This is a genomic window from Mycobacterium sp. IDUB_17 (assembly GCF_055419465.1).
The window spans coordinates 535,257-552,001 of the sequence record NZ_JBVAXS010000004.1; the positions used below are offsets into that span (position 1 = coordinate 535,257).

At 65.9% G+C, this 16,745-nt stretch carries 20 protein-coding genes; 15 read left to right on the plus strand and 5 right to left on the minus strand.

Annotated features, from left to right (window positions below; genetic code table 11):
* The first annotated feature begins 113 nt into the window (after positions 1–113).
* The 11 genes from ACZYZ7_RS20130 (at position 114) to ACZYZ7_RS20180 (ending at position 10,573) form a co-directional block, all read left to right on the plus strand.
* Complete coding sequence (locus ACZYZ7_RS20130; protein WP_463741608.1) at positions 114–872, plus strand: GntR family transcriptional regulator; 759 nt, start codon at positions 114–116, stop codon at positions 870–872.
* Positions 873–991: 119 nt separating this feature from the next.
* Positions 992–1,756 carry a BtpA/SgcQ family protein gene (locus ACZYZ7_RS20135; protein WP_463741609.1) on the plus strand — a complete coding sequence of 255 codons (765 nt, stop codon included), beginning with the start codon at positions 992–994 and terminating at the stop codon, positions 1,754–1,756.
* Between the two features lie 10 nt (positions 1,757–1,766).
* The gene (locus ACZYZ7_RS20140; protein ID WP_167857753.1) at positions 1,767–2,225 is read left to right on the plus strand and encodes an ureidoglycolate lyase; all 459 of its coding nucleotides are present in this window, start codon (positions 1,767–1,769) and stop codon (positions 2,223–2,225) included.
* On the plus strand, positions 2,222–3,214 hold the full coding sequence (locus ACZYZ7_RS20145; protein ID WP_135453032.1) for a carbohydrate kinase family protein: 993 nt from the start codon (positions 2,222–2,224) through the stop codon (positions 3,212–3,214). The genes ACZYZ7_RS20140 and ACZYZ7_RS20145 overlap by 4 nt, the downstream gene beginning before the upstream one ends.
* A 92-nt stretch (positions 3,215–3,306) precedes the next feature.
* The gene (locus ACZYZ7_RS20150; RefSeq protein ID WP_463741610.1) at positions 3,307–4,866 is read left to right on the plus strand and encodes an ABC transporter substrate-binding protein; all 1,560 of its coding nucleotides are present in this window, start codon (positions 3,307–3,309) and stop codon (positions 4,864–4,866) included.
* Entirely contained in the window at positions 4,860–6,833 is a 1,974-nt protein-coding gene (locus tag ACZYZ7_RS20155) for an ABC transporter ATP-binding protein (protein WP_463741611.1), read from the plus strand. The genes ACZYZ7_RS20150 and ACZYZ7_RS20155 overlap by 7 nt, the downstream gene beginning before the upstream one ends.
* On the plus strand, positions 6,830–7,690 hold the full coding sequence (locus ACZYZ7_RS20160; protein ID WP_463741612.1) for an ABC transporter permease: 861 nt from the start codon (positions 6,830–6,832) through the stop codon (positions 7,688–7,690). The genes ACZYZ7_RS20155 and ACZYZ7_RS20160 overlap by 4 nt, the downstream gene beginning before the upstream one ends.
* A gap of 11 nt (positions 7,691–7,701) precedes the next feature.
* Positions 7,702–8,697 carry an ABC transporter permease gene (locus tag ACZYZ7_RS20165; protein WP_463741613.1) on the plus strand — a complete coding sequence of 332 codons (996 nt, stop codon included), beginning with the start codon at positions 7,702–7,704 and terminating at the stop codon, positions 8,695–8,697.
* Positions 8,698–8,741: 44 nt separating this feature from the next.
* Positions 8,742–9,482 carry a glutamine amidotransferase gene (locus ACZYZ7_RS20170; protein WP_463741614.1) on the plus strand — a complete coding sequence of 247 codons (741 nt, stop codon included), beginning with the start codon at positions 8,742–8,744 and terminating at the stop codon, positions 9,480–9,482.
* Between the two features lie 2 nt (positions 9,483–9,484).
* Complete coding sequence (locus ACZYZ7_RS20175; RefSeq protein WP_463741615.1) at positions 9,485–10,168, plus strand: TenA family protein; 684 nt, start codon at positions 9,485–9,487, stop codon at positions 10,166–10,168.
* A 114-nt stretch (positions 10,169–10,282) separates the two neighbouring features.
* Positions 10,283–10,573, plus strand: coding sequence for a WhiB family transcriptional regulator (locus tag ACZYZ7_RS20180; RefSeq protein WP_463741616.1), 291 nt, complete (start codon positions 10,283–10,285; stop codon positions 10,571–10,573).
* 77 nt (positions 10,574–10,650) lie between these two features.
* On the opposite strand, the gene ACZYZ7_RS20185 is transcribed toward ACZYZ7_RS20180, so the two are convergent.
* Positions 10,651–11,013, minus strand: a complete 363-nt coding sequence (locus ACZYZ7_RS20185) for a DoxX family protein (RefSeq protein WP_450070412.1) — start codon at positions 11,011–11,013, stop codon at positions 10,651–10,653.
* A 167-nt stretch (positions 11,014–11,180) separates the two neighbouring features.
* Here ACZYZ7_RS20185 and ACZYZ7_RS20190 point away from each other — a divergent pair, with 167 nt between their 5' ends.
* Both ACZYZ7_RS20190 and ACZYZ7_RS20195 read left to right on the plus strand, forming a co-directional pair.
* Positions 11,181–11,606 (plus strand): OsmC family protein, encoded by a 426-nt coding sequence (locus ACZYZ7_RS20190; protein WP_135453023.1) that lies wholly within the window; start codon positions 11,181–11,183, stop codon positions 11,604–11,606.
* 13 nt (positions 11,607–11,619) lie between these two features.
* On the plus strand, positions 11,620–12,027 hold the full coding sequence (locus tag ACZYZ7_RS20195; protein ID WP_463741617.1) for a nitroreductase family deazaflavin-dependent oxidoreductase: 408 nt from the start codon (positions 11,620–11,622) through the stop codon (positions 12,025–12,027).
* A 15-nt stretch (positions 12,028–12,042) separates the two neighbouring features.
* Here ACZYZ7_RS20195 and ACZYZ7_RS20200 read toward each other — a convergent pair whose 3' ends face one another.
* Together ACZYZ7_RS20200 and ACZYZ7_RS20205 are read right to left on the minus strand one after the other, a co-directional pair.
* The gene (locus ACZYZ7_RS20200) at positions 12,043–12,402 is read right to left on the minus strand and encodes a hypothetical protein (RefSeq protein WP_463741618.1); all 360 of its coding nucleotides are present in this window, start codon (positions 12,400–12,402) and stop codon (positions 12,043–12,045) included.
* 32 nt (positions 12,403–12,434) lie between these two features.
* Positions 12,435–12,983, minus strand: coding sequence for a TetR/AcrR family transcriptional regulator (locus tag ACZYZ7_RS20205; RefSeq protein ID WP_463741619.1), 549 nt, complete (start codon positions 12,981–12,983; stop codon positions 12,435–12,437).
* Positions 12,984–13,117: 134 nt separating this feature from the next.
* Here ACZYZ7_RS20205 and ACZYZ7_RS20210 point away from each other — a divergent pair, with 134 nt between their 5' ends.
* Positions 13,118–13,522, plus strand: a complete 405-nt coding sequence (locus ACZYZ7_RS20210) for a hypothetical protein (protein WP_450070415.1) — start codon at positions 13,118–13,120, stop codon at positions 13,520–13,522.
* An 18-nt stretch (positions 13,523–13,540) separates the two neighbouring features.
* On the opposite strand, the gene ACZYZ7_RS20215 is transcribed toward ACZYZ7_RS20210, so the two are convergent.
* Positions 13,541–14,323: an enoyl-CoA hydratase gene (locus ACZYZ7_RS20215; protein ID WP_463741620.1), complete on the minus strand. Its 783-nt coding sequence runs from the start codon at positions 14,321–14,323 to the stop codon at positions 13,541–13,543.
* On the minus strand, positions 14,320–15,354 hold the full coding sequence (locus ACZYZ7_RS20220; RefSeq protein WP_463741621.1) for a zinc-binding dehydrogenase: 1,035 nt from the start codon (positions 15,352–15,354) through the stop codon (positions 14,320–14,322). The genes ACZYZ7_RS20215 and ACZYZ7_RS20220 overlap by 4 nt, the downstream gene beginning before the upstream one ends.
* A 171-nt stretch (positions 15,355–15,525) precedes the next feature.
* Here ACZYZ7_RS20220 and ACZYZ7_RS20225 point away from each other — a divergent pair, with 171 nt between their 5' ends.
* Positions 15,526–16,737, plus strand: a complete 1,212-nt coding sequence (locus ACZYZ7_RS20225) for a cytochrome P450 (protein ID WP_463741622.1) — start codon at positions 15,526–15,528, stop codon at positions 16,735–16,737.
* Positions 16,738–16,745 lie beyond the last annotated feature (8 nt).

Below are 16,745 nucleotides of genomic sequence, written 5' to 3' on the forward strand. Positions count from 1 at the left end.
GATGGGGCCTTTTTCAGTGGGACGTGACTCCGGTCCCACTGAACCCTTGACGTGATCGAGCTCACTGGGATAGATGTATAGACAGGTAGACAACTACCCCGGAGAGGACGCCGATGACGCTGTTGGACGACGAGCAGGATCGCTCACCGCTGCTGGACGAGCAGGATCGCTCACCGCTGTACGTCCAGATCGGCGCCTATCTCAAGCGCATGATCGTGTCGGGCGCGTACCCCGACGACAGCCTCCTCCCGTCGGAGTCCGAACTGCAGCGCATGTTCGGGACCACGCGTGGGACGATCCGCAACGCCCTGGCCATCCTGGTCAGTGAGGGAATGGTCCAGCAGGTCCGGGGTAAAGGGACCTACGTCCGGATGGCGCCGGTGCGCCACAGCATCTGGAACTTCGGCAGCTTCACCGAATTCGCCCGCAGCCAGCAGCAACGGCCGACGACCAAAGTCATCAAGTGCGAGGTCGATCACCGCACCGGCGAGCCGATGCTGCATCTGGTGCGTGTCCGAGGATTGAAGACCGACTCCAAAACCGTCTTCGTCAACATCGACGAATCCCGACTGTCACTGGAACGTTTCCCGAACCTGGACCAGCACGACTTCTCCGTCGAATCGCTGTATCAGGTTCTCCGCGAGGAGTACGGCGTCTCCCCGCACCACACCGAACTGGAAATCTGCGCGGTGCCACCGACCGATCTGGCGCGGGAGTGGCTCGACCTGCAGCCCTCCGTGTGCTGCCTCACCCAGGTCAATGGCGTGGTGCACGACGCCGCCGGAGAGATCGTGGAACGCACGACGGTCCAGTACTCACCACAGGCCGCCGCCGTGCGGGTCATGGTCACCGTGGGCGGGACCGATACGTAGGCCTGCGAGCGCACAGACCCGCCACCCACCTCGAACCCGACGCCCGACGCCTGTCGTCGGCGTGTCACGACCAGCAAGTTTGCCGGCGCCATCGCCGGTGTCAGAACAGGAGAACCACAGTGAGAACTGCTCGTGTGAGATTTCGCGAGTGCTTTGGCGTCGACCAACCGCTGATCGGCATGCTGCACCTTCGCGGAGACGACAACGCCGAGAAGGTCGCCATCGCGAAAGAGGAACTCGACCAGTACCTGGACAACGGGGTTGACGCTGTCATCGTCGAGGACTACTTCGCGACCCTCCCGGTCGTCGAGGAAGTCCTGGATTACCTGGCCTCGCACCGGTCAGATGTCGTGTACGGCGTCAATGCGCTGCGCGACATGGAAGCGGGATTCCGTCTGGCAAGCCAGTATTACGCGCGATTCGTCCAGCTCGACTCGGTGGCCGGACACCTTCCCCCCGACCAGGACGCCGAATTGGGCAGCCGGCTGGCCGAGTTGCGCTCATCCACCGGCGTCGTCGTACTCGGCGGAGTGCGCTTCAAGTACCAGCCGTACTTGTCCGGATTGCCCCTGCGGGACGACCTCGCCCTGGCCGAACAGCGGTGCGATGCGGTGGTCGTCACGGGTACGGGGACCGGACGCGTGACGGACATGAACAAGATCGGACGTTTCCGGGATCTGCTCGGACCCGACTTCCCGCTGATCGTGGGTGCCGGGGTGACGGAGCAGAACGTGGCACTGCAACTCGCAGATACTGATGGCGCGATCGTCGGAAGCTACTTCAAGCGCTTCCACCGCGATGACCAGCCGGTGGAGACCGAGCACGTCGCCAGACTCGCGACAGCCTTCGAGGCGGCACGGCGACAGGTCAGCCATGCGGTGTGACGCTCGGCCGGTGTCCTCGGCCGGCTTCGCGGCCTACGGTTCCCACTTCCGCCTGTCCGAGGACTCAGACGATGTCGGGCGGGGTGCGGGTATCGGTTGGAGCGACGTACACACCCGAAGCGAATTGACCTTGGGCTCAGCCCAATTGGGCATGACGTCATGCGCCCAAGGCCCGTGGGAATGCAAGCAGATGGAGCGGCACCGCACCACGACAGAGGTCCTCGTGTGCACGAACGCCCCGATCGTGCTCGCTGTCGCGCCGCCCACCCAGGGGCCTGCGCCCATGGCCGCGCAGGTCGAGGCTTTCACTCTCGAACGTGGTGATGTCGTCATTCTCGAGCCGGGTGTCTGGCACGACGCCTGCCGCGGCCGGGACTCGGCGACGAGCTACCTGTGGATCGCCGGCCGCGTCCCCGAATCGGACGCGGCGTGGGTGGACCTGCTCGACGGCCCCGTGGTGATCGGATGAGCGCGCCGGTCCCTGCCGCCGGGCGCACCGCCGTCTTCATCGGCGATGTTGCCCTCGACGAGTACTACCGCATGGAGAAGTGGCCGACTCCACCCGACAAGGCGATGGTGCAGATGCTCCCTCCGGTTACGGGCGGGATGATCGCAAACGCGGCCTGCCGGTATGCCGGGTATTCCGGTTCCTGCGAACTGGTGACGGCGCTCAACGGTGGGGCGGTGGCAGAGCAGTTGCTGCACCGTCTCGGGGACAACGGCGTCGGGGTGAGCCACGTGCTCACCGATCCGGCATTGAACGACTCACGGACGATGATCTACCTCGTCGGGGACGAGCATGTGGTGTTCATTCCCGAGGTCGGGGAATACCAGGTCCCCGTAACGCCTGAGTTGGGGCGAGATCTCGCGACGGCACCGTTCATCTACTCCACGCCGATGGAACTGCACCGGCTCCGGCCGCCCGGTGACGTCTCGGGCCGCGAGCTGCTGCAGGACGTGCGCGCGGCGGGAGTCACCGTGGCGGTGGACCTCGATGTCTGCGCCGAAGGTGAAGAACACGACGACTTGCTGAGCGCGGTCGACATCGTTCTCGTCAATGAGGTGGGCATGGCCCGGCTCGATGCGCGTTCACCCGGAGGGAGTGGAGTCGAGGCTCTGCTCGCGAAGGGGATCAGGACCGTCGTCGTCACCCTTGGTGCCGGCGGCGCCACGGCCCACACCGACGACGGCACCCGGATCGCGATCGCCGGCATCCCCGTCTCGGCCGTGGATGTCACCGGCGCCGGCGACGCCTTCGGCAGCTCGCTGATGTACGGCCTCACTGCCGGCTGGGACCTGCAGGCCGCACTGGTATTCGCCAATGCGGCTGCCGCCAGAACCGTCACCGAGTTCGGCCCTCAGGCCGGGATCGGGCCCGTCGGCGACGTCGTGCAATTTCTCGACAACCACGACCCAGCGGGTGCTGCGGTCGTGCGCCGCTACCTCACCGAAGCCTGACAACACCCGGCGACAACCGCACGTCGCCCAACCCTTGCCTCCCTCATCGAACAATCTCAACCGCCCACACCCGATCGGATGGTGCCCTGACCATGAATCGACGACTCGTTCCCACGGTGCTCGCCACAATCGCCCTGGCATTCACGGTCGCCAGCTGCGGTGGCTCCAACGTCGCCGGCCAGCCTCCCGGCGATGCCTTGCGCCTGGCCTTCTCGTACGACCCCGGGTCGCTGGACCCGGACGTCTTCATGGACGGCGAAGGGATGAGTGTGGTCCAGGCGGCCTACGAAGGCCTGGTCCGGTACCGCGGGGACTCCTCGACGGAGATCGATCCGCTGCTGGCCACCTCCTGGGACGTCTCACCCGACCGGCTGACGTACACCTTCCACTTGCGTGACGGGGTCAAGTTCCACGACGGCACGGCAATGGATTCCGCGTCCTGGAAGGCCGAGATCGAACGCCGTAAGGCTCTCGACCTCGCGACGGTGTACCTCGTCAAGGATGTCGAGACCATCGAGACGCCCGATCCGCTTACTCTCGTGCTGAAACTGTCACAACCCAATTCGGCCTTCCTGCACTATCTCGCGTCCCCCTACGGAATTCGCGCTGTGAGCTCAAAAGCGGTGGCGGACAACACTGTCGACGGGGACCACGCACAGAAATGGCTTGCGACACACTCGGCGGGCACGGGTGCCTACCAACTCGGGGCGGTAAGCCCCGGGCAGAGCTATCAACTCAAGCGCTTCGACGGGTACTGGGGTGAGAAGGCCGGCTTCCCGACGATGCAGTTCTCGATGGTCCCGAACTTCACCACCCAGCAGCTCATGCTCGAACAGGGGCAACTCGACCTGATCTACCACGGGGTGCCGTTCCGCGACCTGCAGCGGTTCGCCGAGCCGAAATTCCAGACCCAGATGTTGCCGTCCATCGTTCGGCTCAACGCCTGGATCAACCCGGACATGGAGCCGTTCAACTCCGAGCCGGTACGCCAGGCGATCGCGCAGGCAGTGGACCGCAAGGCCATCGTCGATCAGGTGTACGGAGACACCGCTTCGGTGGCGACGAGCATCCTCCCGGCCGGCGTGCTCCCCGAGGGCAAGGGCGTCTTCAACCCGACCTACGATCCGAGCAAGCTGAAGGCTCTGGTCGCGACGCTGCCCTCGAAGAAAGTCGATCTGGCCTACACCACCGACGACGCGCTGAACGCCCAGGTCGCCCAGCTGCTGCAGACCCAGTTGAGCGCTGCCGGGCTCGAGGTCACCACCCGCGGAGTCACTCAGGAGACGACCTGGGCCTGGCCGACGCAGGATCAGGGTCGTCCCAACATGCTCATCCTGCCGGCCAACTCTGACGACGCGGACCCCTCGGCGTTTCCGACGGTCTTCTACTCCCGCACAGGCGGACTGAGCTATTTCGCCCCGACGAACGTGGCTGCCGCTGATCAGCTCATCGTCGATGGCTTGCGGGCGGAGTCCGAGGCAGCAGCTGCACAGAAGTACGCGGCGGCGGCAGACCTCTACACCACCAGCGGGAACTACCTGCCCTTGGCGGATCAGCGGGCGGTCATCGTGGCGCGCTCCGGTCTGTGCGGGTGGGAGCACGACTTCACGACGATGTGGGCGTTGCGCCTCCCATCGATCAAGCCATGCTGAGCCCGTCGCCCGCGAAGGCGGATCGATCGGAAGAAGCGACCCCGGCTCCGGTCGCCGGTCTGAAGGACGTGCGGGTGTCCTTCCCGACCGGGGACGGAACAGTCCGCGCCGTGCGTGGGGTGTCTCTGGACATCCAGCCGGGCGAGGTGGTGTGTCTCGTCGGCGAATCCGGGTCGGGCAAGACCGTCCTGGGGCTGAGCCTGCTGGGCCTGCTGCCCGACGAGGCCGGGCCCGTCATCGAGGGCGAGATGGCAGTGTGCGGTGTACCTGTCATCTCGGCCTCGCCGGGGCAGATGCGTGAGCTGCGACGGAATTCGCTGGGAGCCGTCTTCCAGGATCCGATGACCTCGCTCAACCCCACGATGACGATCGGCAACCAGATCCTGGAGGTTGCGGCCGATCGGGCCGAGGCGATCCGCATCCTCTCCGAAGTCGGCGTGCCCCAGCCGGAAGAGCGGATGAGCTGGTACCCGCACCAGATGTCCGGCGGCCAGAGACAGCGCGTCATGCTGGCGATGGCCATCGTCCGGCGGCCGCGCCTGATCGTTCTGGACGAACCGACGACGGCCCTCGACGTCACGGTTCAGGCGCGTGTCCTCCGGCTCCTGCATGACCTGCGGGGCCAGTCCGATGCGTCCATGCTCTTCATCACCCACGACCTCGGGGTGGCAGCACAGATCGCCGATCGGATCGCCGTCATGTACGCCGGGCGCCTCCTTGAGGTGGGGCCGACTTCTGAGGTCATCCACACGCCCCGGCATCCCTACACGCGGGCTCTTCTGCAGTCACGCCTGAGTCTGTCCACCGACCGCACCCACCGCCTCCCCCAGATGCCTGGTGATCTTCCCGCGCCGACGAGTGAGCCGGGCGGGTGCATCTTCAGCTCCCGGTGCGAGTACCACCACGACGCGTGCGATGCCGGAACCCCGCAGTTCCGTGGACCCGTGCCCGAGCACCTGGCCGCCTGTGTCCTCGATGACGTGCCGGCGCCAACCGCCGACACCGGGGCGGTCGGGCAGCTGATCGACTCGCAGGTCATCGCCGCCGCGGCGGCGACAACCGTCCCCCTCGAGGTCCGCGACGTCAGCGTCACGTTCACGTCGCGGTCGGGTTGGGGCCGCCGCCACGTCCTGCACGCCCTGGACGGAGTGAACCTCACCGTCGGGAACACGGAGTGCGTCGCCATCGTCGGAGAGAGCGGTTCGGGCAAGTCGACATTGCTGCGGGCGGTGGCCGGGCTCCAGTCGGTGTCGGCCGGCCAGTTGAACTTCGGCGGCTCGGTACGACCTCAGATGGTGTTTCAGGATGCCGGCGCGTCTCTGACGCCGTGGATGACCGCCGCCGAACTCATCGGTGAGCGATTGCGGGGTACCGGACTCGATCGGGCGAGCCGGCTGGAGAAGGTCCGGGTCGCCTGTACCAATGTCGGGTTGCCGCAGTCCGCTCTGCCGCTCAAGCCCCGCCAGCTGTCCGGCGGTCAGCGGCAACGCCTTGCGCTCGCTCGCGCGATCGTCGAACCCCCGGCCCTACTTCTCGCGGACGAACCGACGAGCGCGCTCGATGTCTCGCGCGCCGCCGGGGTACTCAATCTGCTGGGCGACCTGCGCCGGAACCTCGACATGGCAATGCTCTTCGTCACTCACGACATCGCCGCAGCGCGCATCGTCGCCGATCGGCTCGTCGTCATGTACATGGGCCGGATCGTGGAAGAAGGACCGGTCGAGGAAGTCATCTCCGCGCCCCGGCATCCCTACACGAGGGCACTGCTCGATGCGATACCGAAGTTGGAACCCCACCCGCAAGTCACCGCCGCTGCCACCGATGAATCCGGACTCCCCCAGGACGGATGTGCCTACCGCCTGCGGTGCGATCGCGCACTGCCGGAGTGCACGGCAGTACCCACGTTGACAGCCACGCCCGTGGTCGGGCAGCGCGTCGCTTGCTTCAATCAGGAGGCCCCGCAATGACCGAGGTCGCTGTCCGCCCCGGCCGTTGGTTGATCCCCCGCCGGGCGATCCGCACTGGCGCGCACGCGGGCTGGTCCGAGCGGTTCTGGGTGGGGGCCCTGATCGCGCTCACCCTGGTTGCGCTGGCCGCGCCATTGCTGGCGCCGCACAGTGCCCTGATTCCGGCCGGAACTCCCCTCACCCCACCGGATTCCGCATTCCTGTTCGGCACGGACGATGCCGGCCGGGATGTCCTCAGCCGGTGCCTGTTGGGCCTGCGGACGAGTTGGTTCGCTGCCTTGGCGGTGATCGCCTCCGGCCTGCTCATCGGCGGCGGAATCGGTCTGGTTGCCGGAGCGGTGGGCGGCTGGGTCGACACGCTTCTCATGCGCCTGACCGATCTCTTCCTTGCCTTGCCGGCGCCGGTGCTCGCCATCGCGGTCGTCTCCGCCCTCGGGCCTTCGCTGACCCACACCCTGATCGGCGTCGCCGTCGTGTGGTGGCCCTACTACTCCCGGATCGTCCGCGGGGAGATCCGCCAGCTCGCCGCGCGGCCTCACGTCGAGGCGGCTCGGGTGGCTGGGGTCGGAGTACTCCGGCTCTGGGGGCGGCACCTGCTCCCCGGTGCGATCCCCACAATCCTGGTCGCTGCGAGCCTGGACGTCGGCGGCCTGATCGTCACCCTGGCCGGGTTGTCGTTCATCGGCCTGGGCGCACCCCAACCGGCACCGGAGCTCGGAAGCATGGCCGCCGCCGGTATTCCCATGCTGCTCAACGCCGCCTGGATCTCCGTCGCGCCTGCAATGACGGTTCTTCTGGCCGCCTTCATCGCCAACAAGGCCGGGGACGCCCTCCGCATCATGCTCGGCAATCGATAGGAGGTAGTTCAATGATTCGATTTGTCGTCAATCGACTGCTCGCGCTCGTCGCCGTGTTGCTCGTCCTCACCGGCACCCTGTTCCTGCTTCGCCAGGCCACGCCGGGAGATCCCGCCAAGCAGATTCTCGGCGCCAGCGCATCGCCGGAGGCGTTGGCGGCCAAGCGTCACGAGTTGTGGCTGGATCGATCGCTGCCCTCCCAGTACATCCACTACATCGATCGGCTGCTCCACGGCGATCTGGGTATCTCCATCCGCACCCGGCGACCGGTCAGCGAGGACGTGCTCCAGTACCTGCCGGCCAGTCTCACCCTGCTCGCGTTGGCGCTGACGCTGGCTGTTGTCGTCGGATTGACGGTGGGCGCGCTCGCCGGGCGCGGTGTCCGCGGCACCTCGGTGCTGAACAACACACTCATCGGTCTGGCCTCGGTCCCACCGTTTCTGCTGGGGCTGATCGCCGTCGTGGTGTTCTACGCCCAACTTGCGTGGCTTCCGGCCAGTGGTCAGACCGCGGCGTTCGATGTCCCCCAGAGCCCCACCGGGGTCGTCTTCATCGACTCTCTGCTTGCCGGCGACTTCGCACTGGCCGGAGATGCCGCCCTGCATCTGGTTCTCCCGGTCACCGTCCTTGCGCTGACTCCCGCGGTTGCCGTCGCCCGCGTCTTTCGCAGCAGCTTGACCAACACGATGGACTCGGACTACATCCGCACCGCGCGGTCAAAGGGCCTCGGCGAGTGGAGAGTCCTGTCGCGGCACGGCATTCGGAACTCGATCGGCTCGACGCTCTCGATGATCGGGCTTCAGGTAGGCGGCATCTTCGCCAGCCTGGCGGTGGTCGAGGTCATCTTCGGCTGGCCGGGAGTGGGCGCGTATGTGGCCCAGAGCATTCCGTCCGGCGACTTCCCCGGGATCGCGGGTGTGACGCTGGTGGTCGGTGTCGGATACGTGACCGTGAACGCGATCATCGACGTACTTCAGGCGGCGGCAGACCCACGCATTCGCATCTGACCGCTTCGACTTTTCGCACCAATGTCTACACAAGGAGAAAACGCATGAGCGATATACTGCTAATTGGAGAGAGTTGGATCCGAAACACCACGGACGTCAAAGGATTTGACTCCTTCACCTACAGCTCGTACGGCGTGGGTACCGAATGGATCGAGCGGGCGGTCACCTCGGCCGGACACCGCTTCCATCACCTCCCGGCGCATTTGGTGGACACCCAGTGGCCGGAGCTGGACAAGTACGACGCCGTGCTCCTCAGTGACGTGGGCGCCAACACGTTCATGTTGACCGCGCAGTGTTGGGAGCGGGCGACCCCGACCATCAACCCGTTGACTCAGATCGTCGACTACGTGCGCGCCGGAGGCGGGTTCGCCATGATCGGCGGGTACCTCTCGTTTGCCGGCTTGGAAAACCGTGCCGCCTATGCGAATACGCCGATCGCGGAGGTCCTTCCGGTGACCATCGCCGCGGCCGATGACCGCGTCGAGCTGCCTCAGGGGGTCGATCCGACAACCGCGCATCCGGACCACGCGGCCCTGGGTGGTGCCCAGACTTTCGGCCCGCTTCTCGGCTACAACCGGCTGATGGCCCGCGACGGCGGCGACGTGCTCCTCAACGTCGGGGCGGATCCGATTCTTGTCACCTGGCCGTACGGCGAGGGCAGGGCGTTGGCCTACGCCAGCGACTGCAGCGAGCACTGGGCTTCACGGCAGTACCTCGATTCGCAGGACTACTCACGGCTCTGGGGCGGCTTGGTGACCTGGTTGATCAACGGAAAGGAAAACTGACAATGTCAGTGCAGCAGACCGGAACGACTTCGCAGTCGACGGCAGTGAGCCCGGTGAGCGAGCGCCTGATCGGGGCGGCCGCCTCGGCGTGGGAGGCGAAGCTCGACTCGCGGTTCATCAGGGAGGCGACCGACGGCACGCTCTCCGAAGACGTCCTGGCGCGCTACATGCTGCTGGAGGCCGAGTTCGTCACCGTGGCGGCACGCGCCCTCGGGTCGGCCATCCTGCGAGCGCCGGGACTGCCGGCGATTCGCGGACACGCGGCCACCATGGCCTCGTTCATCGGTGACCAGCACGACTTCTTCGACCAGGTATCGGCGGCGGGCGGCGCGGCCGAACCCGGACCGAACGCCCGGCGTCGCGCCGAGCAACTCGGCGAACGCGTGCTGGAGATCTGCGACACCGGAACCTATGCGGAGATCGTCGCCTGCATGTACCCGTCGGAACGGCTCTACGCGCTGTGGTGTTCGCGAGCGGCCGCCGTGCCGGCCCAGCGGTCGGAGGCCCTGCAGGAATGGATTACCTCGCATGCGGAGCTGCCCTACATCGACACCGTCGACTTCCTCACCCATGAGGTCGACAACCTCGTCGTGAGTGACGACGAGATCGAGCACCTCGGCGCCCTGGTGTCCGAGATCCTCCACCTGGAAATGGAATTCCTGGAGGCCTGCTACGACCTCGACTGAGCTGTCCTGAGTTGATCGGGCCCACCGAACCCATCGACATCCTCAGTTGGGTTCAACCGAATTCAAACCCCGCCCGCTTTGGCGAGATGGGCGAGCAGAGAGGCGGTTTTCCAAATGCAACATCCGCAACAGCTTCCCGGATCCAATACGGATATCTGGGATTGGCAGATGCAGGGACTTTGCCGTGGTGTCGATTCGTCGATGTTCTTCCACCCCGATGGTGAACGCGGACGGGCCCGGGCTCAACGTGAGGTGCGCGCCAAGGAGATGTGCCACAGGTGCCCGGTGATCACCCAATGCCGTTCACACGCACTGGCTATCGGTGAGTCGTACGGCATCTGGGGCGGCCTGGGCGAGTCCGAGCGCGAGCTCTTGCTCAAGCAGGGCGTCGGCTGTAGCGCCTGAGCGTCACGCCGAGTTGAAAGGCTCCATCCCGCAAGGGATGGAGCCTTTTCAGTTGTGTCCAGTTGGGTCCAGTTGCGTCAACCCGCGACAAAGGCCCCCAGCGACAACACCGCGAGCACGAGGAACGTAGCGGGAAAAGCGATGTTGTAGAACACCTGTGCGCGGATGTGGGTGATGACGGCACCGATGAAGAACGCGATCAGTCCGATCGCGGCCGCGACGCCGAGCGGTGGGAACGCGAGCAGGCCCACGAGCAGTCCGACGGCTGCCGCGCCCTTGAGTAACCCGAGCACCGGTACCCAGGTCCGCGGGACGCCGACCTCCGCCGAGTTGGCCAGCACGAAGCTGGCCCCGACAAGGTCCCCGAGCGCCATTGCCGCATTGGCCGCGATGGTGATCGCGACGATCAGCGTCGCGATCACGCCGAGTTGTAGGGTCATGGTTGTCGCCTCCGATGTCCGGCCGCCAAGGGGTTCACCTTGTTGACGATTGCCGCGCGTGAAAGGTGACGACATGAACGACCAACAGGCTCGGCGAGCAGTCACAAAACTGCCCAAAGATCAGCATTTCGAGGCAGTTTTGCGTCTGCTCGCGGAAACTCGTGAATATGACCACTGACGTGACGGTCGCCGAGACAGGCGCAGGGACCTACACCCAGCAGATCACCGCCGGGCGCCACCAACTCATCGCTGACGAACCCCTCCCGGTGGGCGACGATGCCGGCCCGAATCCCTATGACCTGGTGTTGGCCGGTCTGGGCGCATGCACGTCGATGACGGTGCGGATGTACGCCAACCGCAAGGGCTGGCCCCTCGATAAGGTGCGAGTGATGTTGCGGCACTCACGCATTCATGCGAAAGACTGTGCCGACTGCGAGACCACCAAAGGCATGATCGACCATATCGACCGCGAGATCGAGTTGATCGGCGAACTCGACGACACTCAGCGGCAGCGGCTCATGGACATCGCCGAACGCTGCCCGGTACATGAGACTCTGACGTCGTCGGTCCACATCACCACTACCGAGCGGTGATAGGAAGGAAGTCATGGCAGACAACTGGAATGACAACATCATCGCCGAGTTCCGCGCCAACGGCGGCAAGGTCGGCGGACCGTTCGAGGGCGCGACGCTGCTTCTGCTGCACACCACCGGGGCCAAGAGCGGCAAGGAGCGCGTCAACCCGGTGATGGCGTTCGACCTCGACGGCAAGCTCGCCATCGTCGGTTCGTACGCGGGCGCCGACGTGGACCCCGCGTGGTTACACAACCTGCGCGCGCATCCCGATGCCCACATCGAGATCGGCACCGACGCCTATGACGTGCACGCGCGGGAGATGCCGCTGGCCGAGCGCGACGCCGCTTATCCGCGCATCGTCGAGCAGGCCCCGGGATTCGGCGAATACCAAACCAAGACCGACCGCGTCATCCCGATCATCGAGCTGCAGCGCCGGTGAGCTCAGCAGACACGGTCAGCTGACCTCCGTCTGGGACCAAGCCGCCACAGGCAGGGTCAGATAGACACCGATCCGGCAGCCCGCACCGGTCGCGGTCTGCGCGGCGGCAAGTATGGCGTCGGCACCGGCCTGCCGATCCTCAGCCCGATCTGGAAAGAACTTCGACTTGACCTCGATCAGCACATCGAGGTCGAACCGATCGAACGGTCCGACGTCGTGGAACCGGATCAGCACATCCCCCGGCTGGAGGTTGCCATCGTAGGGTTCGTCGCCGCATTCGACGGCGATCGAGACCGCCGCCGGTAGCACTTCCGCCAGCCGCAATCGCACGGCATCGGTGGCCCACGCCCCGCACGTCACATCGATCAACGGCACTGCTTCAACCCCTGTCTGCTTCGTGGAGCAGGCTATTTTCCCGCCCGCACCGCGGGCCAGAAAAGCTTGAACAAGCGTTCCTCCCAACCGTCTTCGATGTCACCGATGCGGGCATTCTCGGCGATGTACGCACCGACCACCCCGTCTATCAGCGTCTCGGAATCAACGTCCGCGCGGATCGAACCATCGGCCTTGGCGTCGTCGATCACGGCGGCCAGCGCCGCGCGCTGGTCGATCAGGATCCGCCGGAACACCGTGGTGAATTCGGGGTCATCCTCGGTGAGCAATGCCGCGAGCCCGCCGAGTCCGATGCCGCCCTCGACCGTTGCGATCGCGTGGGTGATGAGCCACCGGAGCCGTTCCGGGGCGCCGGCGCGGGGATCGAGTGGCCCCGGTGAGGCGAGTCGCGACAGCGCGCCGGCCAACATGTCCCGCCGGTTGGGATGCCGTCGGTAGATCGTCGTCTTCGCAATTCCCGAGTGCGCGGCAACAGCTTCGACGGTCACCGCCCGAGGTCCTCCGGCGCGCAACAGGTACAGCGTCGACTCAGCGATGCCGTCTTCGATCCGCCCTTGTGCCATCGGTCCCCTACCCGGTCTGTCCGTCAGTCGACGGGAATACTTCGGCCCCGCCATGCGCTACGCTATACGTAGCAATCGATACGCTACGCGTAGCGTAGTTATTCGGTAGGTTCGAGTTCTCGTGAGGTGATCACATGTTCAAAGGCGTGGGCCGTATTCCGGTTCCCGGCATTGCGTACGTTCTGCTGCTGGTCGGGTTCGTCTCGCTCGGGCTTTTCGTCGCAGCCCTGGCATCGGGCAGTGACCTGGCGGTGGTCGCCGGCATCGCGCTGATCGCATGCCTGGTCGGCGCCGTTGCCGGCTTCCGCACCGGCGCCCGCAATCTGGCCCGAGACCGGCAACCCGATGCCCCGACCAACAACGTGAGCATTTTCTCCACGCCGCTGCGCCGGGATGAAATGGACCGGTACCTGCGGAACTACCGCGGTGACAGTGAAGAAGGTGCCACCGCGGACCGGGCAATGGCCGTGGTTCGCGGCGACGAATCGAATGCCGTCGAAGTGTCATCAGCGCAGGCAGGCCACCGCCGCGCCGCCTGATGCGGGACGACTCGGCTGCTATGTCGGCGGCACCGACCAACGCGGCGGGCGCTTGTCGATGAAAGCCTGCACTCCTTCGAGTGCACTCGGATCCATCATGTTGCAGGCCATCGTCGCGCCCGCGTCCGCGTAGGCGGACTCGATGTCGACGTCGATCTGCCGGTAGAACAACGCCTTACCCATCGCGACGGCGACGCGGGGTTTCGCCACGATGCTCGCGACCACCGCCTCGACCTCGGCGTCGAGGGCGTCCGCTGCCACTACCCGGTTGAGAAGACCCAGGACCCGGGCCTGCTCGGCAGAGACGAATTCACCGGTCACGAGCATCTCGAAGGCAGCCTTGCGGGGCACGTTGCGCGACAGCGCCACACCCGGAGTGGCACAGAACAACCCGACGTTGACGCCGCTGACCGCGAAGCGCGCGTCATCACTGGCCACCGCAAGATCGCACATCGCGACGAGCTGGCAGCCCGCCGCCGTCGCGAGGCCTTGAACCCGCGCGATCACCGGTACCGGCAGCCGCTGGACCGACAGCATCATCGCGGTGCACTGGGCGAACAACCGCTGGTAGTACTCCAGGGACGGCTCAGCCCGCATCTCTTTGAGATCATGGCCGGCGCAGAACGCCTTGCCGGATGCCCCGAGCACGACGGCACGCACCGTGTCGTCCTGCGCCAGAGCGTCGAAGGCGTCACCGAGCGCGGTCAGCATCGCCTCGGACAACGCGTTGAACGCCTGCGGGCGGTTCAGTGTCAAGGTGACGACGCCACGGTCGTCGCGATCTTGCAGCAGCAGTGTCATGGCTCGATCAACACCTTGAGGGCCTCGCGGTCGGCCATCGCGCGGTAGCCGTCGGGGGTTTCGTCGAGACCGATGGTGCGGTCGAAGACCCGTCCGGGTTCGATGGCGCCGTCGAGAACGTCGGGCATGAGTTCCTCGATGTAGGCGCGGGCCGGCGCGACTCCGCCGGTGAGGGTGACGTTGCGGAAAAACGTGCCGAAACCCATTGGCACCTCAGTGTATTGAGATACCCCGAGCCGGCTGACGCGGCCGCCGGCGCGTACCGCGTCGAGAGCGGTGGCGACCGAGGGCTCGGTCCCGACGCATTCGATCACCGCGTGGGTACCGTCGCCGCCGGTCAGTTGGCGGATCTTCTCGACGGCTTCGTCGCCGCGTTCGGCGACGACGTCGGTGGCGCCGAACTCGCGACCCAGGTCGGTCCGGACGGTGTGCCGTCCATTGAGGATGATCTGCTCGGCACCCAGCCGCTTGGCGGCCAGCACCGCGCACAGTCCCACCGCGCCGTCCCCGATGACGGTCACCGACGATCCCAGCCCCACCCCGGCGGTCACCACGCCGTGATGGCCGGTGCAGAAGACGTCCGACAAGGTCAGCAGGGAGGGCATGAGCGCAGAATCCTCGGCCACCGGAAGCTTCACCAAGGTGCCCTGCGCCTGCGGGACACGCACGGCCTCGCCCTGGCCGGCATCGACACCCCGCTCACCCCAGCCGCCACCATGGCGGCACGACGTCTGCAGCCCCTCCTTGCAGAAGTCACACGTGTTGTCCGCCCAGACGAAGGGGGCCACCACCAGATCGCCGCGCCGGAATCCGGACACATCCGAGCCGACGTCCTCGACGACGCCGATGAACTCATGACCCATCCGGCGGCCGCCATCCTTGTGCGGCATCGACTGGTACGGCCACAGGTCGCTGCCGCAGATACAGGCACGGGTGACGCGCACGATGGCGTCAGTCGGCTCCTTCACGATGGGGTCGGGCACATTCTCGACACGCACGTCGCCGGCGCCGTACATCACGGTTGCTCGCATGCTCAGTTCCTTCACTCGTCCGGGTGGCAGGTGAGACCCAACGCCTCGAGGCTAGGCCGGTGTGCGTGGCCTGGGGAGTGAAGTGCGACTCGAGTTGACTCCCCCATGGGCGCGAACCCGCATCGCGAGAAAACCTAACATTTGTTCTACAGGGCCGATAGGTTCGTACTCATGACCCGGACCGTCGGCGACGACGTCGACCTGCCCACCATCCCGAGGCCGCGATCCGCACGATGCCCGCTGGCACCACCACCCGAATTCTCCGAGTGGCGCGAATCGGCTGCACCACAACGAGTGATATGGCAGGGCCGGCCGACGTGGGTGGTCAGCCGGTACGAGGACATCCGGGCTTCGTTGGTCGATCCTCGCCTCAGCGCGGACACGATCAAGCCGCGTCTGCGCGAGGTCGGCGCCGGCGACGCCTTGCCGGTGATCTTCGCACGCATCGACGATCCCGAACACAATCGGCTGCGCCGCATGATGACTCGCGATTTCACCTGGCGGCGGGCCGAGGCGATGCGGCCGCAGATCCAGGAACTGGTCGATCAATTCCTGGACACCGTGATCGAGGCCGGACCGCCGGCAGATCTCGTACGGGGCTTCGCGTTGCCGGTGCCGTCGCTCGTCATCTCGCTGTTGCTGGGCGTGCCCTACAGCGATCACGCGTTCTTCCAACACCACAGCACGGTCGGGCTGGATGCCCGGTCGTCCGAGGACGAGAAGGCCCAGGCGATCGGGGCACTCTTCGGCTACATGTTCGACCTGGTCGCACGCAAGGAACGCGAGCCCGGTGATGACCTGATGAGCCGGCTCATCACCGACCACGTCGCATCCGGTGAACTGAGCCGTGAGACGGCCGCCATGAACGGACTGATCCTCCTGCAGGCCGGACACGAGACCACAGCCAGCATGATCTCCCTGGGAACCGTTGCACTGCTGCAACATCCCGATGTCTTCGAGGTGCTCAGCCGGACCGACGACACCGCCGTCGTCGCCAACATCGTCGAAGAGTTGATGCGCTACCTCACGATCGTGCACAGCCAGGTGGACCGGGTGGCGACCGAGGATCTCACCCTCGGCGGCGAGTTGGTCCGCGCCGGGGAATTCCTGTTGATGAACCTGCCTGCCGGGAACTGGGATCCCACGTTCGTCGACGATCCCACCCTCCTCGACATCGACCGGAACACCCGTGGGCATTTGGGTTTCGGATTCGGCGTGCATCAGTGCATCGGGCAGAACCTCGCCAGAGTCGAAATGCAGGTCGCACTGTCCACGCTGGCCCGTCGACTGCCAGGACTGTCCCTGACTGTCCCTGTCGACGAGCTGCCGTTTCAGAACCAGCAGGAAATCTATGGCGTTGAGGAAGTGCCCGTCACGTGGTGACCTCACCG

What these genes read in the sequence shown, in the direction of transcription:
- ACZYZ7_RS20130 (WP_463741608.1), top strand. Translation starts at nt 114, where the DNA reads ATGACGCTGTTGGACGACGAGCAGGATCGCTCACCGCTGCTGGACGAG.
- ACZYZ7_RS20145 (WP_135453032.1), top strand. Translation starts at nt 2,222, where the DNA reads ATGAGCGCGCCGGTCCCTGCCGCCGGGCGCACCGCCGTCTTCATCGGC.
- ACZYZ7_RS20150 (WP_463741610.1), top strand. Translation starts at nt 3,307, where the DNA reads ATGAATCGACGACTCGTTCCCACGGTGCTCGCCACAATCGCCCTGGCA.
- ACZYZ7_RS20155 (WP_463741611.1), top strand. Translation starts at nt 4,860, where the DNA reads ATGCTGAGCCCGTCGCCCGCGAAGGCGGATCGATCGGAAGAAGCGACC.
- ACZYZ7_RS20160 (WP_463741612.1), top strand. Translation starts at nt 6,830, where the DNA reads ATGACCGAGGTCGCTGTCCGCCCCGGCCGTTGGTTGATCCCCCGCCGG.
- ACZYZ7_RS20165 (WP_463741613.1), top strand. Translation starts at nt 7,702, where the DNA reads ATGATTCGATTTGTCGTCAATCGACTGCTCGCGCTCGTCGCCGTGTTG.
- ACZYZ7_RS20170 (WP_463741614.1), top strand. Translation starts at nt 8,742, where the DNA reads ATGAGCGATATACTGCTAATTGGAGAGAGTTGGATCCGAAACACCACG.
- ACZYZ7_RS20175 (WP_463741615.1), top strand. Translation starts at nt 9,485, where the DNA reads ATGTCAGTGCAGCAGACCGGAACGACTTCGCAGTCGACGGCAGTGAGC.
- ACZYZ7_RS20180 (WP_463741616.1), top strand. Translation starts at nt 10,283, where the DNA reads ATGCAACATCCGCAACAGCTTCCCGGATCCAATACGGATATCTGGGAT.
- ACZYZ7_RS20185 (WP_450070412.1), bottom strand. Translation starts at nt 11,013, where the DNA reads ATGACCCTACAACTCGGCGTGATCGCGACGCTGATCGTCGCGATCACC.
- ACZYZ7_RS20190 (WP_135453023.1), top strand. Translation starts at nt 11,181, where the DNA reads ATGACCACTGACGTGACGGTCGCCGAGACAGGCGCAGGGACCTACACC.
- ACZYZ7_RS20195 (WP_463741617.1), top strand. Translation starts at nt 11,620, where the DNA reads ATGGCAGACAACTGGAATGACAACATCATCGCCGAGTTCCGCGCCAAC.
- ACZYZ7_RS20205 (WP_463741619.1), bottom strand. Translation starts at nt 12,983, where the DNA reads ATGGCACAAGGGCGGATCGAAGACGGCATCGCTGAGTCGACGCTGTAC.
- ACZYZ7_RS20210 (WP_450070415.1), top strand. Translation starts at nt 13,118, where the DNA reads ATGTTCAAAGGCGTGGGCCGTATTCCGGTTCCCGGCATTGCGTACGTT.
- ACZYZ7_RS20215 (WP_463741620.1), bottom strand. Translation starts at nt 14,323, where the DNA reads ATGACACTGCTGCTGCAAGATCGCGACGACCGTGGCGTCGTCACCTTG.
- ACZYZ7_RS20220 (WP_463741621.1), bottom strand. Translation starts at nt 15,354, where the DNA reads ATGCGAGCAACCGTGATGTACGGCGCCGGCGACGTGCGTGTCGAGAAT.
- ACZYZ7_RS20225 (WP_463741622.1), top strand. Translation starts at nt 15,526, where the DNA reads ATGACCCGGACCGTCGGCGACGACGTCGACCTGCCCACCATCCCGAGG.